The 26,393-nt window shown below is 70.6% G+C and carries 26 protein-coding genes, 1 tRNA gene and 1 pseudogene; 12 read left to right on the forward strand and 16 right to left on the reverse strand.

The annotated features are described in order from the left end of the window. Positions 1-138: 138 nt before the first annotated feature. Positions 139-631, reverse strand: a pseudogene (locus IH80_RS38775) (TMEM165/GDT1 family protein). Positions 632-1,152: 521 nt separating this feature from the next. Here IH80_RS38775 and IH80_RS0103095 point away from each other — a divergent pair. From IH80_RS0103095 to IH80_RS0103110, 4 genes are all read left to right on the forward strand, one after another. Beyond that, positions 1,153-1,806 carry an HNH endonuclease family protein gene (locus tag IH80_RS0103095; protein ID WP_030957465.1) on the forward strand — a complete coding sequence of 218 codons (654 nt, stop codon included), beginning with the start codon at positions 1,153-1,155 and terminating at the stop codon, positions 1,804-1,806. 163 nt (positions 1,807-1,969) lie between these two features. Then, positions 1,970-3,628 (forward strand): alkaline phosphatase D family protein, encoded by a 1,659-nt coding sequence (locus IH80_RS0103100; RefSeq protein ID WP_030957466.1) that lies wholly within the window; start codon positions 1,970-1,972, stop codon positions 3,626-3,628. A 200-nt stretch (positions 3,629-3,828) separates the two neighbouring features. Beyond that, positions 3,829-4,470, forward strand: coding sequence for a DedA family protein (locus IH80_RS0103105; protein WP_078906303.1), 642 nt, complete (start codon positions 3,829-3,831; stop codon positions 4,468-4,470). 268 nt (positions 4,471-4,738) lie between these two features. Further along, entirely contained in the window at positions 4,739-5,269 is a 531-nt protein-coding gene (locus tag IH80_RS0103110; RefSeq protein ID WP_234432102.1) for a hypothetical protein, read from the forward strand. Between the two features lie 8 nt (positions 5,270-5,277). Here IH80_RS0103110 and IH80_RS0103115 read toward each other — a convergent pair whose 3' ends face one another. Continuing rightward, on the reverse strand, positions 5,278-5,502 hold the full coding sequence (locus tag IH80_RS0103115; protein ID WP_030957472.1) for a DUF2277 domain-containing protein: 225 nt from the start codon (positions 5,500-5,502) through the stop codon (positions 5,278-5,280). 16 nt (positions 5,503-5,518) lie between these two features. Beyond that, complete coding sequence (locus IH80_RS0103120; protein ID WP_234432103.1) at positions 5,519-6,193, reverse strand: TRADD-N-associated membrane domain-containing protein; 675 nt, start codon at positions 6,191-6,193, stop codon at positions 5,519-5,521. Between the two features lie 128 nt (positions 6,194-6,321). Between IH80_RS0103120 and IH80_RS47310 the strand changes: the two genes are divergently transcribed. Continuing rightward, positions 6,322-6,396 (forward strand): 50S ribosomal protein bL37, encoded by a 75-nt coding sequence (locus IH80_RS47310; protein WP_099895366.1) that lies wholly within the window; start codon positions 6,322-6,324, stop codon positions 6,394-6,396. A 756-nt stretch (positions 6,397-7,152) separates the two neighbouring features. Here the strand turns inward: IH80_RS47310 and IH80_RS0103130 are convergent. Then, positions 7,153-8,472 carry a UDP-glucose dehydrogenase family protein gene (locus tag IH80_RS0103130; protein ID WP_030957474.1) on the reverse strand — a complete coding sequence of 440 codons (1,320 nt, stop codon included), beginning with the start codon at positions 8,470-8,472 and terminating at the stop codon, positions 7,153-7,155. A 427-nt stretch (positions 8,473-8,899) separates the two neighbouring features. Here IH80_RS0103130 and IH80_RS0103135 point away from each other — a divergent pair, with 427 nt between their 5' ends. The 3 genes from IH80_RS0103135 (at position 8,900) to IH80_RS45255 (ending at position 11,599) form a co-directional block, all read left to right on the forward strand. Further along, positions 8,900-10,150 carry a glycosyltransferase family 2 protein gene (locus tag IH80_RS0103135; RefSeq protein WP_234432104.1) on the forward strand — a complete coding sequence of 417 codons (1,251 nt, stop codon included), beginning with the start codon at positions 8,900-8,902 and terminating at the stop codon, positions 10,148-10,150. Further along, positions 10,143-11,279 (forward strand): glycoside hydrolase family 26 protein, encoded by a 1,137-nt coding sequence (locus IH80_RS0103140; protein ID WP_234432105.1) that lies wholly within the window; start codon positions 10,143-10,145, stop codon positions 11,277-11,279. The genes IH80_RS0103135 and IH80_RS0103140 overlap by 8 nt, the downstream gene beginning before the upstream one ends. A gap of 77 nt (positions 11,280-11,356) precedes the next feature. After that, positions 11,357-11,599 carry a hypothetical protein gene (locus IH80_RS45255; RefSeq protein ID WP_030957480.1) on the forward strand — a complete coding sequence of 81 codons (243 nt, stop codon included), beginning with the start codon at positions 11,357-11,359 and terminating at the stop codon, positions 11,597-11,599. A gap of 3 nt (positions 11,600-11,602) precedes the next feature. Here the strand turns inward: IH80_RS45255 and IH80_RS0103150 are convergent, their stop codons facing one another. Together IH80_RS0103150 and IH80_RS0103155 are read right to left on the reverse strand one after the other, a co-directional pair. Then, complete coding sequence (locus IH80_RS0103150; protein ID WP_234432106.1) at positions 11,603-12,424, reverse strand: glycoside hydrolase family 26 protein; 822 nt, start codon at positions 12,422-12,424, stop codon at positions 11,603-11,605. Between the two features lie 492 nt (positions 12,425-12,916). Beyond that, a tRNA-Val gene (locus IH80_RS0103155) sits at positions 12,917-12,988 on the reverse strand. Between the two features lie 65 nt (positions 12,989-13,053). Between IH80_RS0103155 and IH80_RS0103160 the strand changes: the two genes are divergently transcribed. The 3 genes from IH80_RS0103160 to IH80_RS0103170 all read left to right on the forward strand — a co-directional run bounded on the left by IH80_RS0103160 (position 13,054) and on the right by IH80_RS0103170 (position 15,512). Continuing rightward, positions 13,054-14,337, forward strand: coding sequence for a hypothetical protein (locus IH80_RS0103160; protein WP_030957483.1), 1,284 nt, complete (start codon positions 13,054-13,056; stop codon positions 14,335-14,337). A 176-nt stretch (positions 14,338-14,513) separates the two neighbouring features. Further along, on the forward strand, positions 14,514-15,245 hold the full coding sequence (locus IH80_RS38780; protein ID WP_030957484.1) for a DUF4383 domain-containing protein: 732 nt from the start codon (positions 14,514-14,516) through the stop codon (positions 15,243-15,245). A 42-nt stretch (positions 15,246-15,287) separates the two neighbouring features. Continuing rightward, the gene (locus IH80_RS0103170; RefSeq protein ID WP_030957486.1) at positions 15,288-15,512 is read left to right on the forward strand and encodes an FmdB family zinc ribbon protein; all 225 of its coding nucleotides are present in this window, start codon (positions 15,288-15,290) and stop codon (positions 15,510-15,512) included. Between the two features lie 112 nt (positions 15,513-15,624). Here the strand turns inward: IH80_RS0103170 and IH80_RS0103175 are convergent, their stop codons facing one another. From IH80_RS0103175 to IH80_RS0103190, 4 genes are read right to left on the reverse strand one after another with little or no spacing between them, the layout of a single operon-like run. Beyond that, a complete protein-coding gene (locus tag IH80_RS0103175) occupies positions 15,625-16,284 on the reverse strand; it encodes an O-methyltransferase (protein ID WP_030957488.1) in 660 nt (219 codons plus the stop codon). Then, positions 16,281-17,111: a hypothetical protein gene (locus IH80_RS0103180; RefSeq protein WP_030957489.1), complete on the reverse strand. Its 831-nt coding sequence runs from the start codon at positions 17,109-17,111 to the stop codon at positions 16,281-16,283. The genes IH80_RS0103175 and IH80_RS0103180 overlap by 4 nt, the downstream gene beginning before the upstream one ends. Further along, on the reverse strand, positions 17,108-19,684 hold the full coding sequence (locus tag IH80_RS0103185) for a phosphoribosyltransferase (RefSeq protein WP_234432107.1): 2,577 nt from the start codon (positions 19,682-19,684) through the stop codon (positions 17,108-17,110). Before IH80_RS0103185 ends, IH80_RS0103180 begins: the two co-directional genes overlap by 4 nt. Positions 19,685-19,692: 8 nt before the next feature. Beyond that, on the reverse strand, positions 19,693-20,859 hold the full coding sequence (locus tag IH80_RS0103190; protein WP_030957492.1) for an HpcH/HpaI aldolase/citrate lyase family protein: 1,167 nt from the start codon (positions 20,857-20,859) through the stop codon (positions 19,693-19,695). Positions 20,860-21,064: 205 nt separating this feature from the next. Here IH80_RS0103190 and IH80_RS0103195 point away from each other — a divergent pair, with 205 nt between their 5' ends. Further along, positions 21,065-21,832, forward strand: a complete 768-nt coding sequence (locus tag IH80_RS0103195; RefSeq protein WP_030957494.1) for a TerD family protein — start codon at positions 21,065-21,067, stop codon at positions 21,830-21,832. A 56-nt stretch (positions 21,833-21,888) separates the two neighbouring features. Here IH80_RS0103195 and IH80_RS0103200 read toward each other — a convergent pair whose 3' ends face one another. The 6 genes from IH80_RS0103200 to IH80_RS0103225 form a co-directional block, all read right to left on the reverse strand. After that, positions 21,889-22,629, reverse strand: coding sequence for a TerD family protein (locus tag IH80_RS0103200; RefSeq protein ID WP_030957495.1), 741 nt, complete (start codon positions 22,627-22,629; stop codon positions 21,889-21,891). A 124-nt stretch (positions 22,630-22,753) separates the two neighbouring features. Next, the gene (locus tag IH80_RS0103205; protein ID WP_030957496.1) at positions 22,754-23,866 is read right to left on the reverse strand and encodes a DUF475 domain-containing protein; all 1,113 of its coding nucleotides are present in this window, start codon (positions 23,864-23,866) and stop codon (positions 22,754-22,756) included. A 34-nt stretch (positions 23,867-23,900) separates the two neighbouring features. Further along, positions 23,901-24,476: a TerD family protein gene (locus tag IH80_RS0103210; RefSeq protein WP_030957497.1), complete on the reverse strand. Its 576-nt coding sequence runs from the start codon at positions 24,474-24,476 to the stop codon at positions 23,901-23,903. 118 nt (positions 24,477-24,594) lie between these two features. Beyond that, positions 24,595-25,170, reverse strand: coding sequence for a TerD family protein (locus IH80_RS0103215; protein WP_030657021.1), 576 nt, complete (start codon positions 25,168-25,170; stop codon positions 24,595-24,597). A 139-nt stretch (positions 25,171-25,309) separates the two neighbouring features. After that, positions 25,310-25,768 (reverse strand): peroxiredoxin, encoded by a 459-nt coding sequence (locus IH80_RS0103220; protein ID WP_030819487.1) that lies wholly within the window; start codon positions 25,766-25,768, stop codon positions 25,310-25,312. A 184-nt stretch (positions 25,769-25,952) separates the two neighbouring features. Further along, positions 25,953-26,381 carry a DUF3052 domain-containing protein gene (locus tag IH80_RS0103225; RefSeq protein WP_030841248.1) on the reverse strand — a complete coding sequence of 143 codons (429 nt, stop codon included), beginning with the start codon at positions 26,379-26,381 and terminating at the stop codon, positions 25,953-25,955. Positions 26,382-26,393 lie beyond the last annotated feature (12 nt).

The raw sequence follows: 26,393 nt of genomic DNA on the forward strand, positions 1-26,393 counted from the left end.
CCCACCCCCGCCTCGCCCCTGCCGCTCGGCCCGCCCGGGGCCACGCGGCCGACCCCGGGGCCACGCCGCCGACCCGGTGCCGCGCGGCCGACCCCGTGCTCCGCGGCCGACCCCGGACACGCACCGCGCCCGGGCCGGTCAGCCCGCGATCGCCTCGTACAGCGAGAACACGGCCAGCGCCGCCATCACGCCTGCCGCGATCTTGGTGATCAGCCGCAGGGGTACGTACTTCATCAGGGTGCGGCCGCCCAGGATGCCGATGCCCGCGACCGCCCACAGGGCCAGCACGGCGCCGATGCCGACGGAGACGGGGTCGTCGTACCGTGCCGCCAGGTTGGCGGTCATGATCTGGGTCAGGTCACCGAACTCCGCCACCAGGATCAGCATGAAGCCGGCCCCGGAAGAGGACGCCGACGACGGCCTGGACGAGGCGGTGCGGGAGCAGGGTGAGCACGCTGCCGGCCGCGATGGCGAGGGCGACGTGCACGGCGAAGGCGGCGGCGACGCCCGCGAACACGTAGGAGGCGCGGTAGCGGGTGCCGAGCATCAGGCCGGCGAGGGCCGTCTTGTCGGGGAGTTCGGCAAGGAAGACGACGCCGAAGGCGATCGCCGTGATGCTGAAGCTGAACACGGGGGTGGAACCTCAATCGGTCGGGCAGGACGCCATCGGTACCGAGAGACCTGGGGTGTGTCAGGGGTCGCTTCGGCTCGGCGGCACCCTGGCTTGCGCGTGCGCGTACGGAACGCGCCCACGCCGGGACAGGACACTGCGGCCGAAGGTCTCGCTGGCCGGCCGCTGCTCACGGCTTGCCTCCGGGCGCCGGCTGGGTGACCCAGCAGTATGTCGACGGTCCGGCGAAGAGCTACTCCCCTTCTGCTCCGAACAGAGTACGCGACGCCGACGGCCGGCCGTCATGGGTCTTTGGTCCCGGCCTGCCCGGCCTTGTCCCCGGCCCTTCGTCCGCCACGAGGTCCCGCCGACTGCGGAATCTCAACTTCCATTTAAATCAGGGGCCTTGCGTGGCTTGATGTGACGTGCCCATGTCGCCACGCTGTCATCTGGCGCCCATCCCCTCGCAACCCGATGGCGCCAGCATGGCCGAGCCCCGCCGGGGCGACACGGCCGAACCCCCCGCACCCAGGGAGCCCCTCATGGCACTCGTACCCCACGTCTACGCGCGTCGAGTTGGCGTGCTCGCGTCAGCTGCTGCGCTGGCCGCACTCACCTCCCTCCTCAACGCCCCGGCCGCCCAGGCCGCCCCGCCCACCCCCATGAGCGCCTCGGCCGCCCGCGCCTACCTGGCGACGGTCACGCCGAAGACGGAAGGGTCCACCAGCGGCTACAGCCGCGACCTCTTCCCGCACTGGAGCACCGTCTCCGGCACCTGCAACACCCGCGAGACCGTGCTGAAGCGCGACGGGGTGAACGTCGTCCAGGACTCCTCCTGCGCCGCGGTGAGCGGCAGCTGGTACTCGGAGTACGACGGCGCCACGTGGACGGTCGCCTCCGACCTCGACATCGACCACGTCGTCCCGCTCGCCGAGGCCTGGCGGTCCGGCGCCTCCTCCTGGACCACGTCCAAGCGCCAGCAGTTCGCCAACGACCTCTCCCGCCCCCAGCTCATCGCGGTCACCGACAACGTCAACCAGGCCAAGGGCGACCTCGACCCGGGCAAGTGGCTGCCGCCGCGCACGGCCTACCGCTGTACGTACGCGCGCATGTGGGTCAACGTGAAGCAGTACTGGGGCCTGAGCATGGACTCGGGCGAGAAGACGGCCCTGGTCAACGTCCTGAACGGCTGCTGAAGGGCCGCTGACCGACTGCTGACCGACTGCTGACGGACCGGTCGTCGGACGCCGGCCCGCCGCCGCCCGCCCCGCCGGTCGATCTTTCCCCCGTCAGGGGGAGGCGTGGCTCCCCCTCCCCGTCGTACCGTGATCGAAGGGGCTACGGAGGAGGGGGAGTTGCATGGCCGGATTGCGTCTGGGTCCACTGCTGCGCCACGTCGACTGGGAGACGGGCGGAGCGGCCACGGTATGGGTCGAGGCGGACCGCCCGTGCACGGCCGAGGTGCGGTGCGCGGACGGGGCCGGCGGCAGCACGCGGACCTTCCAGATAGCCGGACACCACTACGCGCTGGTGACCGTGACCGGCCTGACGCCGGGTGCCACGACGGCGTATGAGGTGCTGCTCGACGGGCGGCAGGTGTGGCCGCTGCCCGACACCGGCTTCCCGCCGAGCACGATCACCACTCCGGCCGTGGCGGGCCCGGGTCGGCCCGGGCCCGGGCTGCGCGTCACCTTCGGCTCCTGCCGTCAGGCCGCGCCGCCCGCCGGCCGGCACGGGCCGCACGGCGCGGACGCGCTCGACACCCTCGCGGCGCGGCTGGCCGCCGACCCGGAGGCGGAGCGCCCGGAGCTCCTGCTGCTGCTCGGCGACCAGGTGTACGCGGATGCCCTGTCGCAGGAGACCCGGCAGTGGCTCGCCGCCCGCCGTGATCTGCGGGAGGCTCCCGGCGCTCAGGTCGCCGACTATGAGGAGTACACCCGGCTCTACTACGAGTCGTGGCTCGATCCGGAGATCCGCTGGCTGCTGTCGACGGTCCCGAGCCTGCACATATTCGACGACCACGACGTCATCGACGACTGGAACACGAGCGCGGCGTGGCTCGCCGAGATGCGGGCGACACCGTGGTGGCGGGAGCGCGTGCTCAGCGGCCTGATGTCGTACTGGGTCTACCAGCACCTGGGCAACCTCTCGCCGGCCGAGCTGGCGGCCGACGGGCTCTACGGAGCGGTCCGCGAGGACAAGGACGGCACGGACGCGCTACGGGCCTTCGCGTCCGCGGCGGACGCCGATCCGGCCTCGGTGCGCTGGAGCTACCGGCGCGACTTCGGGCGGACCAGGCTGCTGATGGTGGACACGCGGGCGGCGCGGGTGCTGGCCGAGGACGGGCGGGCGATGCTCGATCCGGCGGAGCAGCAGTGGCTGCGGGAGAACGCGCTGGCAGGGCACGGGAATTACGACCACCTGCTGATCGGGTCCTCGCTGCCCTGGTTGATGCCGCCGCTGATCCACGACGCGGAGACGTGGAATGCGGCGCTGTGCCGCGGTGAGCGCGGGCCGCGGTGGGCCCGGATCGGTGAGGATCTGCGGCGGCGCAGCGATCTGGAGCACTGGGCGGCGTTCCCGGCGTCGTTCGCGGCGCTGACGGATCTGATCGAGGAGGTGGGGACGGGGCCGCGGGCGCCGGCGACGGTGTGCGTGCTGTCGGGGGACGTGCACCACGCGTATGTGGCCGAGCCCCGAATACCGAGCACGGCACGGGTGTTCCAGCTGACCTGTTCGCCGGTTCACAATTCCATTCATACCGTGGTGAAGTGGGGTTTCCGGCTGGGCTGGTCGCGAACGGGCCGGTGGCTGGGACGTGGCTTCTCGCTGCACGGGCGGACGGGGCGGCCGCCGCTGAACTGGCGGCGTACGGGCGGTCCGTGGTTCGGGAACCAGCTGATGACACTGGCGCTGTCCGGGCGGACGGCGCGGCTGCGGCTGGACCAGGCGCACAAGCGGCGTCAGCGTGCCCGGTTGGTGACGGTGCTGGACCGGGAGCTCACCGCGGCGGAATAGCTGCCTCCGGCAGGCGCGGTGGGTGCGGGGCGGGATGGATGGCGACGGAGGGGACACGGCGGTGGTGCACGATGCGCCCCGGAGACCCGGGGCGGGAGTGCCGGGCGTACGCTGTATGGCTGTCAGCCGCCCCTGCCGCTCCCCCGCGACGTCGCGGCGCTTCATGCCGCAGCACGTCAACCGGACTGGGGAGTCCCGCTTTGTTTGAGACTCTGGGGTCGCTGACCGCGAGCCCATGGATCTACGCCCTGGTGGCGGTGTCCGTCGTGCTCGACGTCTTCCTCCCCGTGCTGCCGAGCGGGGTGCTGGTGATCACCGCTGCGGCGGCCGCGGCGGCCGCCGGTGCGGCGGGTCCGGTGCCGGTCCCGGGGCCGGAGCAGGTGCCGGACATCCTGCTGCTGCTCGTGATCGCGACGACGGCGTCGGTGCTGGGTGACATGGCCGCGTACCGGCTGGGTCGGCGCGGCGGGGCCAGGCTGGACCGGGCCATCGCCCGCTCGCGTCGGCTGACGCGCGCCCAGGAGCGCCTGGGCGCGGCCCTCGCGCGCGGTGGCGGGGCCCTGGTGGTGATCGCGCGCTTCGCCCCGGCGGGGCGCAGCGTGGTGTCCCTGGGTGCGGGCAAGACCCAGCGCAAGGTGGCGGAGTTCTTGCCCTGGTCGGTCCTGGCGGGCATGGCGTGGGCCGGCTACAGCGTGGCTCTCGGCTATTTCGGCACCCAGTGGTTGGGTACGCAGTGGCTGGGCACGGCGGTGTCGATCGTCGCCCTGTTCGCCGCGGGCGCGCTGGCGGCCTTCCTCGTACGCCGCCCGCCCTCGGCTCCGGCCGCGTCCCCGGCGGCGTAGCGGGCGCAGGCAGCGTAGGGACGCAGGGGCGCAGGGGCGCAGGGGGCGTGGGGGGGGTGACGTCCGGTCGATCCGCCGGACACGCTCCGGGGCGAGCGCCGGATTCGGGCGCGGGCTCACCCGGGCGGAGCAGTTGCTCACCCGTTCACCCGGCCCCGATCGCCGCTTCCGGCCCGGGCTCTTAGCGTCCGGAGCATGGTGCGCAACCGAATCCGCGTCACATCCGTGGCCCGGTCGCGCCGTTTCGAGGAGCCGAGGAGTTCTCTCCATGCCCGCCACGTCGCTCGCCCAGCCGCCGGCCACCGCGCCCCGTCCGCGGTCCGCCGCTCCGCGCCGTCTGATGACCGCCGCGGCCGCCGCCCTCATCGTCACCGCTGCCACACCCGTCACGCTCGCCTACGCGGCCCCGTCCGCCAGCGTCTCCCCCACCGCGGTCGCCCCGGGCGGCCGGGTCGCCCTGAACGTCACGGGGTGCGGCACCAAGGTCGCCCGGGTCACGTCGACCGCGTTCAACGAGGTGCGGCTGACTCCCGGCAACCTCGAGGCCACCAACCTCTTCGGCAACGCCACGGTCTTCTCGAACGCCATTCCCGGCACGCACCGGGTCACCTTCGAGTGCGGAGGCCCGGGCGGCGAGAGCGTCTCCGTCTCCCTCCAGGTCACCACGGGTGCCGCGCGCGGCGGAACGGGCGGCAGCGTCGGCTCGATGAGCCCGGCCCAGATCGCCATCGGCGGCACCCTCGCCGTGGGCGCCTTGGTCGGCGGGGTGTGGGTGCTGCGCCGCCGCGCCGCCGCGTAGTCAGCCGATCACGCCGGGGTGGTCTGCCCCCGTACGTGGACGCCGTCGAGCAGGGCCGCGGTGGCCTCGGCGACGGCGTCCACCGCCGCGTCGAACACCTCGCGGTTGTGCGCGGCGGGCACCCGGAACCCGGACACCTTCCGTACGTACTGCAGGGCGGCGGCCCGGATCTCCTCCTCGGTGGCCTTCTCGGGGATGGCGGGCGGACGCAGGGTCTTGATCGATCGGCACATATCTCCACTATCCCGCTCACCGGGGCAGTTCGGCCCCGGAAAGCTTCATGATCAGGCCGGCCTGGAGGCGGGCCCTCAGCTCCGGGTCGTCGACCGTCTCCAGCAGCCCGATGGCCTGCTGGGTCGTCTCGGCGGCCCTGCGGTCGTCGCGCAGCGCGGCGGTCTGGTCGGCCATGTGCCGCAGGGCGATGTCGGCCCGCCGGTGGAAGAGCTGACCGATCAGGGTGGTGACCAGGCCCGTCGCGCTGGTGACGATGCCGAGGTACAGCTCTCCGCCTGCTTCGGCCTTCCGGACGGCGAGCCCGATGCCGAGGAGCAGGATCGCCGCCCCCGCGCCTGCGAACCGCTGGCTAGTCCCGAAGCTGCTGCGCGCCTGCGTGAGTCCGTAGGCGTAGTACTCGACGAGGATCGGGGTGAAGTCGTCCCGCCGGTCGCCGAGTTGCGCGTGCATGTCCGGGGTCCGGATGCCGCCGACGTCCTCGAACTTCCGGGGCCCCGGCACGGCGAGGGTGGGCCCTGCCGCGGCGTCGTCGGGCCCGGCGGTTCCGGCGAGGTGCGCGAGCAGCCGTTCCCGCTCCTCGTTGCGTTTCCGCTCGAAGCCCGCGCCCAGGGAGCGCTCCGTGACCACCAGTACCAGCACGGCCGCGAGCACCGCCGCGGCCACCGCGCCCCACGCGAGCCAGTCGCCCATCCTCCGACGATCCCACGCCCCCGCGCAGCGGCCAAGACCGCGGACTCCGCGGTGCTGATGCGGACACGGCGGCCCGGGCCTAGACTGGCGGCGTCATGAAGGTCACCGAGAGTAGGGAGACTGTCACCATGGCCAAGCGAGGCAACAAGAAGCGAGCCCGCAAGAAGAAGAAGGCCAACCACGGCAAGCGCCCCAACGCCTGAGCCGACCGAAAGACCCCCGCCCCACCGGGCCGGGGGTCTTCGCATGTCAGGGGAGATGCGCGCCCGTCACGTCACGGATTCCCTCACGCGATCCAGTGGCATGACCCATATCCGCGTTGCGGGGTCTCGTGGCAAAAGCAATCCGCTCGCACGGCCCTGCCGGGGCGGCCCGCACAAGAAATGATGTGACGGTCACGCTTTCCACCCCCTCCTACGCCCTGCGATGGATTTGGCTGGTGAAATAGATTTCACCAGCCCGCACCACATCTCCCTGTTCTTCCTGCAGATCGCTTTCCTGCTGGTGAGCCTGGTCGCTTTCTTCGACCCTCGTCACCGGCCGATATCCGTGACCGCTCTTCGATTCAACGTCGGCGTCATACGTGGGAACACGCGTCAGCCCTTACTGCTCCCTGCTGCTCGGCACCGACGAGCAGCCACCGTTCCGCCTGGACTCGGGCAGCCCTGACCTCAGCCCGGCCTGACGCACCGAGCCCTCCGGGCTCACCCTTCGTCAGTGCGCTCCAGGACCGGGCCGACGGAGTCCGCTGCCGTCTTCGAGGTGCAGATGGGGCCTGTCCGAAGCTCCTTCGCCGGGTGGGAGCGGCAACCGAAGGTGCCCTGCGTGACGCTGCAGGCGCGCGAGTTCGCCATGGCGCAATCACGCGCCTCTGCCCGGCACTGGCGACACCTTCGGTTCGTGAGTTTCCGCAATGTCGATCAGCGCGTTTCCTCCCGCCCCCCCCGGAGGGGGGTGTGTCACGGCCGACCGAGTGCCCGATAGGTCCATCCGGCCCGACGCCACTGCGCGGGATCCAGTACTCCACGGCCGTCGACGACACGCGGTACGGCGACCACATCGCGAAGCGGCTCCGGATTCACATTGCGGAACTCTTCCCATTCGGTCAGCAGGAGGACGAGATGCGCCCCCTGCAGTGCGTCCTTGAGGCTCTGGGCATAGCCGAGGCTCGGGAAGGACTTGCGCGCGTTGTCCATGGCCACGGGGTCGTAGACCGTGACGTCACCCCCCATCAGCTGGATCCGGCCCGCCACGTTGAGCGCGGGTGAGTCCCTCACATCGTCGGAGTCGGGCTTGAACGCGGCGCCGAGCACGGCGATCCTGCGGCCCAGGAACTGCCCGTCGCACTGTTCCCGCGCCAGTTCGACGGTACGCGTACGGCGGCGCATGTTGATGGCGTCCACCTCCCGGAGGAAGGTGAGGGCCTGATCGACACCGAGCTCTCCGGCCCGGGCCATGAATGCGCGGATGTCCTTGGGTAGGCAGCCGCCGCCGAATCCGACACCGGGCCGCAGGAACCGGCCGCCGATGCGTTCGTCGTGGGAGAGCGCCTCGGCAAGCTTGCCGACGTCGGCCCCGCCGGCCTCACAGACCTCCGCCATGGCGTTGATGAAGGAAATCTTGGTGGCGAGGAAGGCGTTGGCGGACGTCTTGACGAGCTCTGCGGTCGGGAAGTCGGTGACGACGACGGGGGTCCCCCTGTCGGTTACCTGGCGATAGACCTCTTCGAGGGTCGTTCGTGACGTGTCGGACCGTACGCCGAAGACCAGCCGGTCGGGGCTGAGGGTGTCTTCGATCGCGAAGCCTTCGCGCAGGAACTCGGGGTTCCAGGCCAGCTCGGCGAGTTCGCCGACCGGTGCGAGTTCGGCCAGCCGATCGGCGAGGCGAGAGGCCGTACCCACCGGCACGGTCGACTTGCCCACCACCAGGCACGGCCGCTTCAGATGGGGCGCGAGTTGCTCGATCACCGCGTCGACGTAGCGCACGTCCGCCGCATAGCCGTTCTTGACCTGCGGCGTTCCCACGCAGGCGAAGTGCACGTCGCCGAATGCGGCCGCTTCCTCGTAGGACGTGGTGAACCGCAGGCGGCCACTGGCCACATGCTTGGCGAGGAGGCCCTCCAAACCGGGCTCGTAGAAGGGCGCCCGGCCGGCCTGCAGTGCGGCGACCTTCTCCGGGTCGACATCGACCCCGAGCACCTCGTGTCCGATCTCGGCCATGCAGGCCGCGTGCGTGGCACCGAGGTAGCCGGTCCCTATTACTGTGACGCGGAAAGGCATGCGGCCCCCTCGGTCAGCCGCCCTGTGTGCGGTTGTTTCGCGGTTTGGATCAACACCTTAAACCCACAGAAGTCCCACGAATTCACCAGACGACCTACAGTGGCGACCCGAGAAGGGTTGTAACGGATCGGGCATCATTTCGACATCAATCCTGGAACGATTGGGCTTCACAGTCGAGGCCATTGGGTCGTAATGACCGAATTGAGACAGTTCGGAGACTGGTTAGCTCCCATAGCTTGACCGAGTCCTGAGAATTCGCTCGACAGAGCCGTCGCAATCTCTTCACTCGTTCTACACACAGACGGGACATGTGCGGTCACGCGCCCTGCGCCTGACAGCCCGGTTCCGGGGATGGCACATGCTCGCGTTCTTGCTTGAGATCAGAGAATGGTGGAATCACGGGAGTATCTACCCGTTCGCCGTTTTCATGACCATGATCTGGGCACTCTGGGTGCTTCGCATCCTGCTGGCCCGCCGCTACAAGCCCTGGACCCGGACCTACAGCGCCTCCACTTCCGTCATCATCCCGGTGGTCGACGAGCCCGAGGACCTGTTCAGGTCGGTCCTCCAGCGCATCATCGACCAGCAGCCGACGGAGATCATCGTCGTGATCAACGGTCGACAGAACCTCGAGCTCGAACGGATCTGCAACGACGTCGGCGTGATGTGGCTCTGGACCGAGATCCCCGGCAAGCGCAATGCCCTGCGCGTCGGCCTGGAGCACGCCACGGGTCAGATCGCGGTGCTCGTCGACTCGGACACCATCTGGACCAAGGACACCCTGACCGAGCTGATCAAGCCGTTCCGCCACCGCAAAATCGGCGGCGTCACCACCCGCCAGCGCATCCTGGACCCCGGCCGTTCCGTCCTGACCCGCTGGGCGGACTGGCTGGAGAGCGTCCGGTGCCAGTACTCCATGCCCGCCATGAGCGTCGTGGGCACCGTCGGCTGCCTGCCCGGCCGCACCATCGCGTTCCGCAAGCACATACTCGACACATGCATGGAAGACTTCCTGAACGAGAAGTTCCTGGGAGTCTTCCTCGAGGTGAGCGACGACCGGACCCTGACGAACTACGCGCTCAAGGCCGGATACAAGTGCGTCTACCAGTCCACGTCCCTCGTGTACACGGACGCTCCCCTGGAACTGAAGAAGCTGGCGAAGCAGCAGTACCGCTGGGCGCGCGGTTCGCAGTACAACACGATGCGCATGTTCTGGTGGATGCTCCGGCACGCCAAGATCCTTTGGCTCTTCTACATGGCCGACATCCTCGTCCCGTTCGTCCTGCTCGGCACGTTCGCGTCATGGGGAGTCTCCGCCTTCCAGCGGGACAAGCCCGGTATATACAACGAGCTGCCGCTGCCCGAGGTGAACTGGCACGCACTGCTCTTCATCCTGGCCCTCGCGGCCGTCATGTCCATCCTCTCCATGGCGGTCAGGTTCGGCAGGCACTTCGCCTACCGCCCCCAGGACATGCTCTTCCTCCCGGTCTTCATGCTGATCAACACGTTCCTTCTGCTGCCCGTACGGCTGCTGGGGTTCTTCCGCATGGCGCACAACGCGAGCTGGGGCACGCGCGCCGACAGCTTCGCCGGTGAGAGCGCCCGCAGCCCCTTGGTCGTCGTCCCCTACCTCCTCGGCGCAGCCCTGCTGTTCGGATCGGTGATGATGAGTGTCTAGGGCCAGGGTCAACAGTCGGCGCCGCAAGCGCCTGCACTGGTGGAACCGCGGTACGGGCATCCGGCTTCGCCTGTGGATGGCCTTCAACCTGGTGCTGCTGTGCGGGCTCAGCTACGGCGTCTACCTGCTGGTGCAGTCCAACGCGGCCCCCGCCTTCGCGGGATTCGGACAGCAGGAGAACAAGCCGGGCCTCACCGAACGGCTCAAGCCGGGTTCGCCCGACAAGCCGATACCGAATCGCGCGGACTTCCTCGCGCCGAAGGGCAAGCACTTCGGCGTCAGCACCTTCGAAGCGCCGTGGTCCACCTCAGAGATCGACAAGGTGGCCACCGCAGCCGGCACCCGCCCCACCATGGTCGAGTACTTCGTCAAGTGGACGGAGGACTTCAGGCCGGAGGCGGTCGACGCCTCCTACCGGCAGGGCATGCTGCCCGTGCTCTCCTGGGAACCCTGGGCTGGCCCCAAGGCGGGGTTGGACCAGCCCGTGTACTCCCTCGCGTCCATCGCGGCGGGAGAGCACGATGCGTACATCAGTCGTTTCGCCAAGGGCGTCGGTGAGCACAAGTGGCCCGTCGCCCTGCGCTTCGCCCATGAGATGAACGGCAACTGGTATCCCTGGTCCGAGCAGCGCAGCGGCAACAAGCCGGGCGATTACATCAAGGCGTGGCAGCACATCCACGGGCTCTTCAAGGCCGCCGGAGCGGAGAACGTCATCTGGGTGTGGAGTCCGAACATCCTGCGCCCCGTACCGAAGGTGAGCCTCCAGGCCCTGTACCCCGGTAAGGAGTACGTCGACTGGGTCGGCCTGGTCGGCTACGCGGCAGAAGAGAAGAATGCCGCCCAGGTGTTCGACCCCACCCTGGAAGCCCTGCGCAAGTTCGCCGCCCACCCGGTGCTCATCACCGAGACCGGGGCCCGGCCCGGCCCCCTCAAGGCACCCTGGACCGCGGACTTCTTCACCTGGCTCGACAAGGTGCCGGACGTCATCGGGTTCATCTGGTTCGAGCGCAGTGAGAACGAGGGCGGCGGCGCCGACTGGCGCTTCACCACCGACGCGGCGACGACCCAGTCCTTCAGGACGGGGCTCGGCGGAATCGACCTCGTGTCCACCGCCGGACGGTCCGGCTGACCCTCTCCACCAGCCCAGGCAAACGCGGCCCGTCGTGGAGGGGCCGGCGGGCGGCCGGCGGCCTCGACGACGTCCTCGTGGTCACGGGCCGCAACGAGCCCGCCCTTGAGGACTACCGAGACGGACCGGGATGCGCTGCCGTACGCCCGCAAGAGGCCGACGACCACGGTGACGTCCTGCGCGTGACCGACCTGGTGGAGAAGGCCGGACCGGGAACCGCCCCGAGCAACCCCGCGGCCGTCGGCCGCCACGTCCTCGCGCCCGAAGTGTTCGGCGTCCTGCGCCGCACAACGCCCGGTGAGGCGGGGAGAACAGACTGACGCTCAGCCCGACGGGACCGGCTCGCCGCCCGGGGCGTCCGCAAGGTCCAGGTCGGCGAGCCCCCCGCGGAAGGCGTTCTGCGTCTCGGCGGTCTCCGCGAACCGCCAGTCCTGCTTGCCCCCCTGATCGATGCTCCGTTCGAACCACACGAAACCGATCACGTCGGGGCGCTCCCGCAGCCAGGCGAAGAAGTCCGCGATCCACAGGGCCTTGTCGTCGCCGGGCCGAGCGCCGGTCTCCGCGATCAGGACAGGCCTCCGAGTGAACGCCCGCATCTCCTGGAGAGCCGGCTCGAAGACGTCCGCGGCCCGCAGCTCGTGCTTGCTGTAGCCGCTCAGGCCGATGATGTCGACGTACTCGTCACCGGGGTACAGCGGCTGCAGACGGACCTTCTCCACCGTGCGCAGAATGTTCGGGCTCCACTGCCAGGCCACGTTGCGGACGCCGACCTCGGTGAAGATGTCGTGGACGTGGCGCCAGGCCTGCACGTACTCGCCGGCGCTGTTCCCGTTGCGCCGCTCCGCCCACGGGAACCACGTGCCGTTCATCTCGTGCGCGAACCGCAGGATCACCGGCCGGCCGTGTGCCTTCACGTCTTGGGCGAAGCGCCTGATGTAGGCGTCGTGGCGGCCGTTGGCAATCTCCGCCAGCGCGTACTGCGGCTGCTCCGTCCCGGCCGCCACCGAGCCCCAGGGCTCCCACGTCAGCAGCGGGACAGCACCCTGCTGATACGTCGCGTCGACGGCTTCCCGGCGGTAGCCCTCGGTCCACTTCGCGAAGTACTCCAGCAGGTTCGGCCGCACACCCGCCCGCTGCGCCACCATGTCCGTCTCCTGGGGCGACCACGGCGTCTTGAGCGTGCTGATGCCGAAGTACTTGCCCCGCGCCGGGATCAGTCGCTGAGCAACCGGAGAGACGGCCAGCGCTGTGGGGCCGGGAGGGGCCGTACTCTGCTCCGGAAGGCTTTCACGCGCGGCTGAGCCCCCTGCCGACCGTTCGGGAGCTCCCGCGCTGGAACAGCCCGACAGTACCGCCGACAGCGCCAGCAGCACCGCCGGAAAGGCCCGGCGGCTCGGCCGGACGGCCGCGGGCCCGGCGGCTCTCTCACAGGTAGACACACGGGAAACCTACCTGGTGGGCGCAGACCTTCTACCGGCGAGGCCGCCGGCCGTCCTGGCAGCACCAGGTGCCGGGAACCAGACGTTCCAGCAGAGCAGTGAGGTCGGCCGTACCGGGTCTGCCAGCGGCCAAGACAAAACGGGCTCCCGGAGAGTCTTCCGGAAGCCCGTTATCAAGAAGTGCCTGGTCAAGCACGGTGGGCGCGGACGGTTTCGAACCGCCGACATCTGCTTTGTAAGAGCAGCGCTCTACCCCTGAGCTACGCACCCGTGGATGAGTGGACAGCCTACATGGCGGGCAGGCCCCCCACGCAAACCGGTTCCCGTGGGAGAGAATGGACCGGGGCATGGCGGACACGTACGGGAGAGGGACTGTGACGACGGCATCCCGGCGGTGGTTCGGTGGGCGGGACGAGGGGCGGCGGGCGGATGCGCAGGCGGCCAAGGACGCCGCCGCGGCCGCGTTCTACGAGCTGGACACGGCGCAGCGGGATCTGCGGATCTCGATCGAGACCATCGCCGCGGCGGACGGTTCGCCCGCGGCACGGCAGGCGACCGAGGGGTTCGCCGCGCTCGGGCAGCGCATCGACCAGGTCAGCCATGTCTACATCGAGGCGGTCGACGCGCACGACCTGGACCGGGCGGAGTTGGACGCCTCGGTGGCCACGCGGGCGCGGGACCAGCTGACCCGCGCCCGCGAGGAACTGGTGCGGGTCAAGGGGGAACTGGAGCGGTTCGCGCAGGGCCTGCAGCCGCTGCTGGACAAGGCCGAGACGCAGCTGGCGCGGGTCGCGCCGGCCCGGGAGCGGGCCAGGGCCGCGCTGATCGGGGCCAGCGACGCGCTGGATGCCGTACGGGCCAAGGGGATGCGGGCGGACGACCTGGCGGCGCGGCTGGCAGCGCTGGGGCCGGAGCTGACCAAGCTGAACCAGGGCGCGGCGCAGCACGGGGTGCAGGAGACGGTGCAGCGGGCGGACCGGATCCTGCGCGACGCGGAGGCCATACGGGCCGAGGCGGCGCGGCTGCCCGAGCGGGCGGCGGAGATCGACCGGCGGCTGGTGAGCCTGCGGACGCGGGCGCAGGCGTTGCGCAATCGGGCGGACCGGGTGGACCCGGTGCTCAGCGAGCTGCGGCGGCGGTTCAGTGCGGCGTGCTGGCAGGACCTGCAGCACGTGCCGGACCAGGCGGTACGGGACGTGGCGCGGGCCGAGGAGCGGTTGCGGGAGGCCGGCCGGGCGCGTGACGAGCAGCGCTGGGGGGATGTGGGGACGCTGATCGAGGCGGTCCGCGGGGCGCTGGACGCGACGGACGAGGCGGTGTCGGCTGCGCAGGACCGGCTGACGCGGCTGGAGGCGGTGGCGCGGGACCCGCAGGCGGAGGTGGACCGGACCCGCTTCGCGATCCGGGACGCGCAGCGGCTGGCGATGGCGGGCCGCAGTGTGCCGGATCCGCGGCATGCGCGGCCGCTGGACGATGCGGTGGCCCGGGTGGGCCGGGCGTTGGAGGGGCTGGAGGGGCGGCACCCGGACTACTGGGCGTTCCTGCAGGAGATGGAGGCCGTACGCGCCTCGGTGAACGAGGTGGTGACCGGGATCCGGGAGGAGCGCGGCCAAGCCTAGGCGGTTCCCCACTCCCCTCCCCCGCCCCCCTTCAGGACTTCAGGGATCAGGACTTCAGGGATCAGGGCTTCAGGGCGCGCACGGCCTCCTCCGGCCGCCGCGGCTCCCCAGGCCGGTTGTCGTGGGGCGGTGGGCGGCGGATGCTGGGGGTACGGGGCGGAGCAGAGGAGGCCTCCATGGCTGCCCACACCTTCCACAAGCCGCGTGCATCCCAGGTACCCCCGGTGTCCCACGCGCCGTACGCGCCCCACGCGACGTACGGGTGCACCGAGCCCCACGAGCACTACGCGCCCTACGTGGCCCACGAGCCGTACGGGCCGGTCGTACCGCAGGATCCGCACCCGGTGGCGCGGCGCGTGCAGCGGGCGCTGCACCCCGTCAACGCCCGGCTCGACGAGCACCTGCCCATCGATCACAAGCTCAGCCAGGTGTACCGGGTCGGGGCGGGGCTGACGGGTCTGCTGCTGGTGGTCTTCGGGATCCTGGGCCTGGTCGACCGGATCGGGTTCTTCGACACGGGCGGCGACACGGTGCTCGCGCTGAACACCAACGGCGCGCTGAGCGTCCTGTCGATCTGCATCGGCGGCCTGCTGATCTTCGGGATGGTGGTGGGCGGGACCTTCGCCTCGACGCTGAACATCGTGCTGGGCGTGCTGTTCATCGCGAGCGGCTTCGTGAACCTCGCGCTGCTGGACACCGGGCTGAACTTCCTGGCGTTCAAGATCCAGAACGTGCTGTTCAGCTTCGTCGTCGGCGTGATGCTGATGTGGTTCGGGATGTACGGGCGGGTGGGCAGTGCGCTGCCGCACGACAATCCGTACTGGCGTGCCCGCCACCCCGAGCAGGCGGCCCGGGAGGACCGGGCACGCCTGGCGCAGGGTCGGCTCGCGCGGCCCGACACCGCCTGAGAGCCGTAGCGCGGGGGCGGCGGGCGCGCTTAGCCTGTGCGCATGCCTCGTTACGAATTCCGCTGCCGGACCTGCGACGACACCTTTGAGGTGAGCCGTCCCATGGCCGAGTCCTCCGCCCCCGCCGACTGCCCGGCCGGGCACGCCGACACCGTCAAGCTGCTGTCCGCGGTCGCCGTGGGCGGGGCGAGCAGCGCTCCCGCGCCCGCCCGTCCCATGGGCGGCGGCGGAGGCGGGGGCTGCTGCGGGGGCGGCGGCTGCGGCTGACCCCCGGCTCCACCGTCCGCCGAGCGCCTGCCGACTGCCACCTGCCGCGCTACCGCCCCGCCGCCGCCCGCCTTCCGCCCTACCGCTACCGCTGGCGGGGACCGCGCGACCGCTACCGCTTGCGCGAGAGCGTCAGGCCGTCCGAGATCGCCAGCAGGACGGAGTCCATGCGCGGGTCCGCCGCGACGTGGGCGTTGAAGGCGCGCACGCCCGCCGCCGAGCCGGTGGCCGATTCGTCGAGGACCGTGCCGTGGAACAGCGTGTTGTCCGTGACGATCAGGCCGCCGGGGCGGAGTCTCGGGACGAGCTCCTCCCAGTAGGAGATCTGGCTCTCCTTGTCGGCGTCCACATAGGCCATGTCGATGTGGGGCTCGGCGGGCATCGCGCGCAAGGTCTCCAGGGCTGGCGCGATGCGCAGATCGATGCGGTCCGCGACGCCTGCCTCCTCCCAGGCCTCCCTGCCGTACGCCGTCCATTCCTCGGAGACGTCGCAGGCGATGAGGCGGCCGTCGGGCGGCAGGGCCTGGGCCATCGACAGGGCCGAGAAGCCGGTGAAGGTGCCGACCTCGACGATGTGGCGGGCGCCGGTCAGGCGGACGAGGAAGGCCAGCAGCGGCCCCTGCTCCTCCGCGGACTGCATCCCTGCGACGTCGGGGAACTTGGCGTACGTCCTCGCCACGAGCCCCCGCTGGACGGCGTCCAGCGGGGGGTTGTGGTCGAGCATGTACTGGTACAGCTCGTCCGTGATCTTCGTGCTGTTGCCTTTGCTCATGCGTCCAGTCTGCCGAGCCGCGCGGCCTCGCGGGAGAAGGCCCGCACCATTTCCTCGCCCGCCAGGACGCCCGCCTCGGTGAGGGCCGTCACCGAGGGCGCGGTCCACTGCGCGTCGGCCAGTTCGCCGTGGCCGGGGCGCCAGGCGGCGTCGGCGGCGAGCAGCAGATCGGCGTCGAGGAGCGAGTCGCCGGCGGCCAGAGTCGTGGTCGCTCCGGTCCGGCGGGCGACCTCGTGCATCGCCGCGCTCTTGGTGAGCGGGCGCGGCACGGCGTAGATCTTCCGGCCCTGGAGGGAGACCGTCCAGCCGCGGGCGCCGGCCCACTCGGCCAGGGACTTGAGCCATTCGTCGGGGACCAGGGCGCGTTCGACGACGAGGTACGCGAAGAGGTCTTCGGCGAGCCGGGCCTTGCGCAGCCACGCCGGGTCGGCGGCGGCCAGCAGGTGCTCGTGGACCTCCTCCAGCGGGGCGCACTCCTCGGCGAGGCGCGCCGCGACCTGCCGCCGCCAGTCGCGGTCCGGTACGCCGTCGACGAGGAGCTGTCCGCCATTGGCGCAGATCGCGTACCGGGCGGGGCGGCCGGGGAAGCGGATGCGCTGGTACTGCTTGCGCGTGCGGGTGGTGGTGGGGACGAAGACGACGTACGGGTCCTCGGTGAGCTCCGCCAGCAGGGCCGCGGCCGTCTCCGTCATGTAGGACAGCGGCTTGTTCTCGTGGACCTCGACGCACAGCAGCCTCGGGGCGACCGGGTCGGGCATGGTCAGACCGAGGGCGGCCGTCGAGTAGATGAGCGTACGGTCGAGGTCACTGGCTACGAGGACGGTCACTTGGAGGCCACAGCCTTTCCGTCGGCGCCGGTGGCGCCGCGCGTGAATCGGGGGTGGATGAGGCCGACGCAGGTGTAGGGCAGGCCGTCGACCTCTTCCACCGGGACGCCGCGCTGCTCGGCGAGCAGGCGTACGTGGTCCAGGTCGGCCCCGGCGCCGCGCTGCGCCAGGATCTTCCACGGCACCCGGCGCAGCAGCACGCGGGTGGTCTCGCCGACGCCGGGCTTGACGAGGTTCACGTCGTGGATGCCGTACTCCTCGCTGATCCGCTCGACCGCCGCCCAGCCCTCCCAGGTGGGAGTGCGGTCGGCCGCGAGGAGTTCCTTGACCTCCTCGTCGACGGCGTCCGCCACTTCTTCGAAGTGGGCGGCGACGGCGTCGACGAATTCGACGGAGACGTCGGCTCCGGCGAGCTCGCGGTAGAACTTCGCGCCGTGGAAGTCGGCGGGTCCGACCAGGTCGGACCTGAGAACCGTACGCGAGATGAGTCCGGAGACGGTGGAATTGAGACAGGCGGAGGGGATCAGGAAGTCCTCGCGGGTGCCGTAGGTGGGCACGCAGGAGCCGGGGTCGGCGAGGACGACGATCTCCGGGTCGAAGCCGGGGAACTCCTGCAGGGCTTCCTTCAGCTCGCGGGTGATGGCGCCCTTGCCGGTCCAGCCGTCGACGAAGACGACGTCGGCGGGGTCGTGGTGGGCGGCCAGCCAGCGCAGGGCGTTGGCGTCGATGCCGCGGCCGCGCACGATGGAGACGGCGTAGTGCGGCAGGTCCAGGCCGTGCCGGACGCGGGCCCAGCGGCGCATCAGGACGCCGACGGGGGTACCGGCCCGGGCCAGGGAGACCAGGACCGGGGAGGGGGAGCGTTCGGCGAGGACGGTCTCGGTGACCGTGCCGACGGCGCGGGCCACACGGGCGGCCGAGGCGGTCAGCGCGCTGCGGTAGAGCTCCTGGTACTGGGGCGAGGGCTGGTACTCGACGGGCAGGGACTCGGCGTAGTGGGCGCCGCCCGCCTGGATGGCCTCCTCGCGCTCCTCGGTCGGGGCTTCGAGCCGGACGCCGGAGAGGTCCTGGAGCAGCCAGCCGACGTCCTCGGGGGCGTAGGAGGAGAAGGCGGGGCCGCGCAGAGGCTCGGGCATGGTCGGCTCCTGCCGATGGTGGGACGTGCGGGACGCCACGGGGAGTACGGACGGTACGGCGGCCCGGGGCGGTATGTAGGACGGGACGACGGCCAGGACGAGGCGGCCGGTGTGCGGGGCGAGGGCCGCGAGGAGTCCGGTGTGCAGTTCGGGGGTGTCGCCGGCCGAGTCCACGACGACGACCACGGTGTCGAAGCCGGAGCCGGAGCCGTGCGCGGGGCGGGCGACGTTGTAGGCGTAGCGGTCGCCGGGGCCGTCGGCGGGGGTGTCGTGGGCCGGGAAGACGAGCCGGGTGCGGATGGCGTAGCCCGGGTCGTCCACGGCGAGGACCGGGGAGCGGGTGGTGGTGGAGAAGCGGACCTCGCGGGCCGCGCCGGTCTCCTCCAGTGCCTTGGCCAGGCGCAGGGGCGCGTACATCAGCTCCTCGTTGCCGAGTACGAGGACCCGCCCGGGGTCGGTGCCGAGCGCGGCCGTGAGCCGGGCGGCGAGGTCCGGAAGGGCGGCTTCCAGACGCTGCCGGTGCGCGGGGGTGAAGCCGTGGCGGCCGCCGTCGGGAAGTCCCCGCGGCCAGCCCAGGTCCACCCGGACGACCTCCGGGGTCGCCGGCGGGGCCGCCGCGGGCGGGGAGGCGGCGGGCTCGTGCTGCTCCACCGGTGCCCGGCCCTCGGCCTCGTGCTGCTCCACCAGGGCCTGGCCCTTGGCCAGGACCCCGTCCGGGAGGGACACGGTGCCCGAGGCGAGGGCGATCAGGTCCACGCGGGCGCCCAGCTCGGCGGCGAAGGCCGTGAGCCGCTCGCGGTCGGCCGGGGAACGCATGTCGACGAGGGCGACGACCACGTAGCGCGAGCGGGGGTGGCGGGCGTGGAGGTCGCGGATGGTGTTCAGGACCGTGTTGCCGGTGGAGAACTCGTCGTCGACGAGGACCAGCGGCCCGTCGCCCGCGAGCAGCGCGGGGTCCTCGGGCAGCAGCAGGTGGGAGGTGGCGTGCGAGTGCGCCTCCTCGAAGCCGCCCGCGGCCGCGACGCCCGGCACGGGCCGGCGGGTGGAGTGCAGGTACGGGGCGGGGCCCAGGCCGTCGGCGACGCAGTGGCCGAGCCCGGTGGCGGTCTCGGCGTAGCCGAGGACCACGGCCGCCTCGGCGGCCTCCTCGCCGAGCAGTGCCCGTACGCGTGTCCCGAGCCCGTACCCGGCCGCGTACACCGTGTGCGGGGACTGCGGGACGTGCTTGCCCAGGACCTGCGAGACCAGCAGGTGCGCGCGCTTGGGGTTGCGCCGCAGGGCCAGTCCGAGCAGGTCCGTGAGCCGCGGGCTCAGCCGCGGTCCGGGCCGCGGGCCCCCTTCGGAGTCGTGCAGGGCGACTCCCAGCCGGTCCGCGACCCAGGTACCCGACCACACCTCGTCGATCGTCTCGTCCTTCCTCGTCGTCCGCTTCGGCACGGGCCCGCTCATACCTGGAGCCCGGCCGTGAGCAGGTCGACGAAGCCGACCTGCTCCCTCGCCACACCGAAGACCTCGGCGCGCAGCATGGTGCGCTCGGCCCAGGCCCGGTGGGGCTTCACCTCGTTCATTTTGTTCGTATAAGCAGATCGCATCACCCCGCCGCCGCCGCGCTCGGGTCGCAGGATGTCCTGGGCGTCGCAGAACTCCTCGTGGGAGACGACCGACAGGGCGTGCACGGGCGGGACGTGGGCGGGGTGGATGCAGGTCTTGCCGAGCAGGCCGTTGGCCCTGTCGAGCTCGATCTCGCGGAGCAGTCCGTCCAGGTCGTGTTCGATGAGCGCGGTGCGCAGTTCCTCGACGCCCTCCTCCAGGAAGGGGCTGCGGCGCAGCTGGGGCTTGAAGAGGCGCTGCTGGCTGCGGAAGTACTCCCAGACGGGGCCGGTCACGGTGAAGCCGGTGCCGTCGGCCCTGCTGAGGACGTTGACGACGTCCGCGATGACGCCGGCGACGATCTGGACGTCGTAGGCGGTCATGTCGGGGGTGCGGCGCAGGCCGTAGGCGGAGCAGAAGTCGGTCACGCCGAGACGGAGCGCGAGGACCCGCTCGCGGTGGCTGTTGATCGTGCGGGAGATGCCGGCGAGGGCCTCGACGCGGGTTTCGAGGTGGAGGAGCTCCGGGGTCTCCAGGACGGGCATGGCATACAGCCGGTCCTTTCCGGTCGCGGCCTCCGCGTCGGCGACGGCTTCGAGGAAGGGGATGCCGCGCCGCTCGTCGAACTTGGGGAGTACGAATCCGGCCAGGTGCCGCACGGAGCGGCCCAGGCGGCGCGCCAGGTCCGGGATCTGCTCGGGCGTACGGACGCGGATGAAGAGCAGCGGGACCTCGGCGGCGTCGCCGTCGAGGTCGGCGAACTGGCGGACGAGGTTCTCCTCGGCTCCGGTCACGTCGCCGTCGCTGATGGAATCCTCCAGGCAGAGGACCATGGAGACGACGCCGCGGCGGGCCTGCTTGCGGACGTCTGCGGCGAGCGCGGGGCGGGTGGCGGGGCTGTAGAGCGTCGCCCCGAGGGCCGCCGCGAGGACGCGGGCGGGTGCGGCTCCGGTGAATTCCGCCGGTTCCTGGTGGAAGAGGTCCTTACGGACCGTGGGCGATACGTGCCCAAAGTGACGCATGTGCTCTCCCCCGTACTGCCTCGGCGGCCCAACTGGCATGGCCGGTAATAGTACGTACGAACGTGAGTCAAGAGTTCCTCAAGCACATGAAGTTCAGGTAACCCTCTTGCACCATGCCCAGCTCGCGTGATCGGCACAAGGCCTGTGGGGGGCATACGGGGGGCCGCATTGTCCCGGTCCACCCCGGGAGGGCAGGATGACGTGCATGACGCACGCGATGCAGAAGGGCTCGAACATCCCGGTGGCCCCCGTGGCGGTCCGGGCGGTGCTGCGCTGGACCGGCGGCCCCGAGGTGCCGGACGTGGACGCCTCGGCGCTGCTGGTGGGCCCGGACGGCCGGGTGCGTTCGGACGAGGACTTCGTCTTCTACAACCAGCCCCGGCACCCCTCGGGAGCCGTCTGGCGCCTGGGCAAGAAGCAGGTCGGCGACGCGATCACCGATGCCGTCCAGGCGGACCTGCGCACGGTGACCCCGAGCGTGGACCGGATCCTGGTGGTCGCCTCGGCGGAGGACGTCCCCTTCCAGCGGGTCCGTGACCTGCGGATCCTGCTGTACGACGCCACCGCGACCGGCGGCTCCGAGCCGCTGGCCTACTTCGACGTGCGGCCCGAGACCGGCGCGGAGACCGCGCTGATCTGCGGCGAGCTGTACCGCCGCGGCGACGGGTGGAAGTTCCGGGCGCTCGGCGAGGGCTACTCCGACGGGCTGGTGGGACTGGCCACCGACCACGGGATCTCGGTCGACGAGAACGCCGCCGAGGCCGATGCGGGCGTGGCCTCCGGCCCCGCGGCGGCCACCACGGGCCCGGCCTCGGAGCAGACGGCCGCGATGGCCCCGCCGACGCAGGCCCCGCCGGCCGTCCCGCCCGCCTACGGTTACCCGCAGCCGGTGTCCCCGGCTCCGGTGCCGGGCCCGGGCGGCGACCCGTCCTTCCGGCTGCCGGCGCAGGGCCCGCAGTTCATCCGCCACTGAGCGGGACCGATCCGCCCCCCAGCGGGACACGCCCCGGGGCTCCGGGGGCTGCGGGGTCACCTCTTGGTGCTCTTGTAGCCCCGCCCCCACTGGAGCCCCCAGCCGTACAGCCGGTCCAGCTCGGACTGGAACCCGTACACGAACTTCACCTCGCGCTTGACGACGAGCTCGCCCTTGGCCTTCTCCAGGGAGACGACCGCGCAGGACCGGGCCTGCGGATGCCGCTCGTCCAGCGGGATCTCGATCCGCGGGCCCGTCACGGGGTAGAGGGTCACCATGGCGTGCGTCCGGTCGAAGGCCGGGGTCTGGTCGTAGATGTAGACGAAGACCAGCAGCCGCTTGATGTCGTCGGCGTGGTCGAGGTTGATGTAGAGGGTCTCCCCGGACCCCGATCCGAACCGGTCGTCCCCGCTGAGCTTGACGAACGGCGGGTCGTTGAGGTCGCCCAGCAGGTTGCCCAGCGGCTGGACGGCGCCGCGGGTGCCGTCGGTCAGCTCGTACAGGCAGCCCATGTCGAGGTCGACGTTGACCATGCCCTGGGTGTGCGCCTGCACCATGTCCGGCTTGAACAGCTTGAAAGGGTGGCGGAAGAGCTGGCCGCTCTGGCCGGAGCGGCCGCCGATGTCCGAGGTGCGCATGCGCCAGGACAGGTTGACGCGCAGGTTGCCGTGGACGGCGCCCTGCCTGGTGAGCGACACCGTCGCATGTCGCTTGGTCAGCTCGATCGCGTTCGACGAGGCACTGCCCGACTGGAACTGCACGGCCCGGCTGCCCATGATGCCGTCGAAGAATCCCATCCCCTACCCCCCTGGTCTCCTGATCCCCTGCTCCCCGCGAAGCCTACGGAAAACGGGGCGGCCCGCCGGGTCCGTGAACCCGGCGGACCGCCCCGCCATGGAGCGTTCCGCATTAACGGCGCGGTCATGCGTCGACGGTGGAACCCTCCAGTTCCAGGCGCTTGTTGCGGCGCACCGAGGACCAGAAGGAAGCCGCGATCAGCACCACGCCGATGAGGCCGGTGATGATCTCGCTGATCTCGTGCTGGATGGTGACCAGCAGGATGACCGCGAGCGCGCCGATCGCGTAGTGCGCGCCGTGCTCCAGGTAGACGTAGTCGTCCAGGGTGCCCTGACGGACCAGGTAGACCGTGAGCGACCGGACGTACATGGCTCCGATACCGAGGCCGAGCGCCATCCAGAAGATGTGGTTGGTGATGGCGAAGGCGCCGATGACCCCGTCGAAGGAGAACGAGGCGTCGAGGACCTCGAGGTAGAGGAAGAGGAAGAACGCGGCCTTGCCGGCCAGGCCGACCGCGGAGACGGGCTTGCCCGCGGCCTTGGCCTTCTCCTCCTCCTCGTGCTCGCGCTCCTCTTCCTCCTCCAGCTTGTCCTCGAAGTAGGAGGACAGGCCGCCGACGACCAGGTACGTGATCAGGCCGGCGACGCCGGCGAGCAGCACGGTGGCGGACTTGTCCTGGTGGCCGGTGCTGGTGTGGGCGTTGACGGCGAAGGTCATCGCCGAGACGAGCAGCGCGATCAGGGCGATGCAGACCGACAGCATGTCGACCTTGCCGAGCTTGGCCAGCGGGCGCTCCAGCCACGCGAGCCACTTGTGCTCGCGCTCCTCGAAGATGAAGTCGAGGAAGATCATCAGCAGGAACATTCCGCCGAAGGCGGCGATGGCCGGGTGGGCGTCGGTGACCAGGGCCTCGTACTGCTCGGGCTGGTCCAGGGCCAGCTCGATCGCCTCGATGGGGCCGACCTTCGCACTGATGGCGACGATGGCCACCGGGAAGACCAGCCGCATTCCGAACACGGCGATCAAGATGCCGACGGTGAGGAAGATCTTCTGCCAGAAGGCATTCATCTTCTTCAGGATTCCGGCATTGACGACCGCGTTGTCGAACGACAGGGAGATCTCGAGGATCGACAGGATCAGTACGACCCCGAAGGCCTCCCACCCCCACTGCCACGCGGCAAAGGCAAGGCCGAGCGCCGTGATGGCGAACGACCAGCCGAAGGTTTTCAGAACCACTGGCACCTGGCACCCCATGCGTCTGTGTACGGCTTTACGAAACGTTGACCCCGAAGTCTAGAGCGATGCCCCGCAGCCCCGACGCGTACCCCTGCCCCACTGCACGGAACTTCCATTCGCCCCCGTACCGGTAGACCTCACCGAAGATCATCGCGGTCTCGCTCGAGGCGTCCTCGGAGAGGTCGTAGCGTGCCAGTTCCTGGCCGTCGGCCTGGTTGACCACGCGGATGAAGGCATTGCTGACCTGGCCGAAGCTCTGCCGGCGGGTGTCCGCCTCGTGGATGGAGACCGGGAAGACGATCTTGTCCACGTTCGCCGGCACCTTGGTGAGGTCGATGATGATCGACTCGTCGTCGCCGTCACCCTCGCCCGTGAGGTTGTCCCCCGTGTGCTCGACGGAGCCGTCGGGGCTCTTCAGGTTGTTGTAGAAGACGAAGTACTCGTCCCCGAGCACCCGGCCGCCGTTGCAGAGCAGCGCGCTGGCGTCGAGGTCGAAGTCGGCTCCCGTGGTCGAGCGCGCGTCCCATCCGAGACCGATCAGCACCCTGGTGAGGTTCGGTGCGGCCTTGGACAGGGAGACATTGCCCCCCTTGGCGAGTGTGACGCCCATGTTGTGGTCCTCCCCGGACGACGGTGTGCGATGTGACGGTGGTGCGGTGCAGCGGGCGAAGCGCGTCCGGCGCCGTACACACAGTGCACGGCGCCGGACGGACGAACTGCTCTCGGACTCAGACGTTGACGCCGAAGTCCTGCGCGATGCCGCGCAGGCCCGAGGCGTAGCCCTGGCCGATGGCGCGGAACTTCCACTCGGCGCCGTTGCGGTAGAGCTCGCCGAAGACCATGGCGGTCTCGGTCGAGGCGTCCTCGGAGAGGTCGTAGCGGGCGAGCTCGGTGTTGTCGGCCTGGTTCACCACGCGGATGTAGGCGTTGCGGACCTGGCCGAAGCTCTGCTGGCGGGTCTCGGCCTCGTAGATCGAGACCGGGAAGACGATCTTGGCGACGTCGCCCGGGACACCGGCGAGGTTGACCTTGATCGCCTCGTCGTCGCCCTCGCCCTCACCGGTGGTGTTGTCACCAGTGTGCTCGACCGAACCGTCGGGGCTCTTCAGGTTGTTGAAGAAGACGAAGTTCGCGTCGCTGGCGACCTTGCCCTGGTCGTTGGTCAGGATCGCGCTGGCGTCGAGGTCGAAGTCGACACCGGTGGTGGTGCGAGCGTCCCAGCCCAGACCGACGATGACCGCCGTCAGGTTAGGCGCGGCCTTGGTCAGCGAGACGTTGCCGCCCTTGCTGAGGCTGACTCCCACGGGTCCTCCATTGGGTTCTGTGTGGGGCGGTGCCCCGTCGTGCGGTTGCTACCGGATCAACGTTTCGATCCTAGTGACGGGTTCCCGCCTGTTAGCGGTTTTCGCAGGGAACTGCGCGTAACGGCCCGCGCAGTCGCACTCAGAGGCTGTCGAGCGCCTTGATGTACTCGTTCAGGTCACGCGCGTCGGGCAGTCCGTTGACGACAGTCCAGCGCACCACGCCGTCCTTGTCGATGATGAAGGTGCCGCGGACCGCGCAGCCCTTGTCCTCGTCGAAGACGCCGTACGCGCGGGAGGTCTCGCCGTGCGGCCAGAAGTCCGAGAGCAGCGGGTACTCCAGGCCCTCCTGCTCGCCGAAGACCCGCAGGGTCGGCACGGAGTCGTTCGAGACGGCGAGGAGCTGGACGTCGTCGTTCTGGAAGCGCGGGAGCTGGTCGCGCAGCTCGCACAGTTCACCGGTGCAGACACCGGTGAAGGCGAACGGGTAGAAGAGCAGCACCACGGCCTTCTCCCCCCGGAAGTCGGAGAGCCGCACGGTGGCGCCGTGGTTGTCCTTGAGCTCGAAGTCCGGGGCCTTGTCGCCGACCTCGATCGCCATCTCTCGCATCCCTTCGTTCCCGCATCCCCGCGTTGGGCTGTTCGGGTGAGTCACAGCCTAGATCCTGACCCGGCGCACCCGGATCCGCGAAACACACGAATCACGGGAAACGCACACACCCCGCCGACCGGGATCACCTGGTCGGCGGGGTGTGGAAGCGTGTCCGCTCGGCGGCGGGCGCGGCTCAGCGCTTGGACTTGGCGGCGGTCTTGGGCGTCACCAGCTTGGTGGCGGCCCACTCCTTGCCGACGCTGACGCTCCTGGTCTGCGAGAGGCCGGCGGTCTCGGCAGCCTCGCTGATGTCGCTGGCCTCGACGTAGCCGTCACGGCCCGTCTTGGGGGTCAGCAGCAGGATCAGTGCGCCGTCCTCGACCAGCTCGGTGGCATCGACCAGCGCGTCCGTCAGATCGCCGTCGTCCTCGCGGAACCACAGCAGCACCGCGTCGGCGACGTCGTCGTACTCCTCGTCGACGAGTTCGCCGACGAGCTCTTCGACGAGGTCACGGAATTCCTGATCGACGTCGTCGTCGTAGCCGATCTCCTGGACCACCTGTTCGGACTGGAAACCCAGCCGGGCGGCCAGGCTCTCCGCGTGGTCCGCGGTCGCGCTCACGGGGTGCCTCCT

It is taken from the genome of Streptomyces sp. NRRL S-378, from assembly GCF_000720645.1.
Classification (GTDB): Bacteria; Actinomycetota; Actinomycetes; order Streptomycetales; family Streptomycetaceae; genus Streptomyces.

Bases quoted from the DNA above. Each gene is read 5' to 3' on its own strand.
- IH80_RS0103095 (WP_030957465.1), top strand. From the start codon at position 1,153: ATGGCACTCGTACCCCACGTCTACGCGCGTCGAGTTGGCGTGCTCGCG.
- IH80_RS0103100 (WP_030957466.1), top strand. From the start codon at position 1,970: ATGGCCGGATTGCGTCTGGGTCCACTGCTGCGCCACGTCGACTGGGAG.
- IH80_RS0103110 (WP_234432102.1), top strand. From the start codon at position 4,739: ATGCCCGCCACGTCGCTCGCCCAGCCGCCGGCCACCGCGCCCCGTCCG.
- IH80_RS0103115 (WP_030957472.1), bottom strand. From the start codon at position 5,502: ATGTGCCGATCGATCAAGACCCTGCGTCCGCCCGCCATCCCCGAGAAG.
- IH80_RS0103120 (WP_234432103.1), bottom strand. From the start codon at position 6,193: ATGGGCGACTGGCTCGCGTGGGGCGCGGTGGCCGCGGCGGTGCTCGCG.
- IH80_RS0103130 (WP_030957474.1), bottom strand. From the start codon at position 8,472: ATGCCTTTCCGCGTCACAGTAATAGGGACCGGCTACCTCGGTGCCACG.
- IH80_RS0103135 (WP_234432104.1), top strand. From the start codon at position 8,900: ATGACCATGATCTGGGCACTCTGGGTGCTTCGCATCCTGCTGGCCCGC.
- IH80_RS0103150 (WP_234432106.1), bottom strand. From the start codon at position 12,424: ATGGTGGCGCAGCGGGCGGGTGTGCGGCCGAACCTGCTGGAGTACTTC.
- IH80_RS0103160 (WP_030957483.1), top strand. From the start codon at position 13,054: ATGGACCGGGGCATGGCGGACACGTACGGGAGAGGGACTGTGACGACG.
- IH80_RS38780 (WP_030957484.1), top strand. From the start codon at position 14,514: ATGGCTGCCCACACCTTCCACAAGCCGCGTGCATCCCAGGTACCCCCG.
- IH80_RS0103170 (WP_030957486.1), top strand. From the start codon at position 15,288: ATGCCTCGTTACGAATTCCGCTGCCGGACCTGCGACGACACCTTTGAG.
- IH80_RS0103175 (WP_030957488.1), bottom strand. From the start codon at position 16,284: ATGAGCAAAGGCAACAGCACGAAGATCACGGACGAGCTGTACCAGTAC.
- IH80_RS0103190 (WP_030957492.1), bottom strand. From the start codon at position 20,859: ATGCGTCACTTTGGGCACGTATCGCCCACGGTCCGTAAGGACCTCTTC.
- IH80_RS0103195 (WP_030957494.1), top strand. From the start codon at position 21,065: ATGACGCACGCGATGCAGAAGGGCTCGAACATCCCGGTGGCCCCCGTG.
- IH80_RS0103200 (WP_030957495.1), bottom strand. From the start codon at position 22,629: ATGGGATTCTTCGACGGCATCATGGGCAGCCGGGCCGTGCAGTTCCAG.
- IH80_RS0103210 (WP_030957497.1), bottom strand. From the start codon at position 24,476: ATGGGCGTCACACTCGCCAAGGGGGGCAATGTCTCCCTGTCCAAGGCC.
- IH80_RS0103220 (WP_030819487.1), bottom strand. From the start codon at position 25,768: ATGGCGATCGAGGTCGGCGACAAGGCCCCGGACTTCGAGCTCAAGGAC.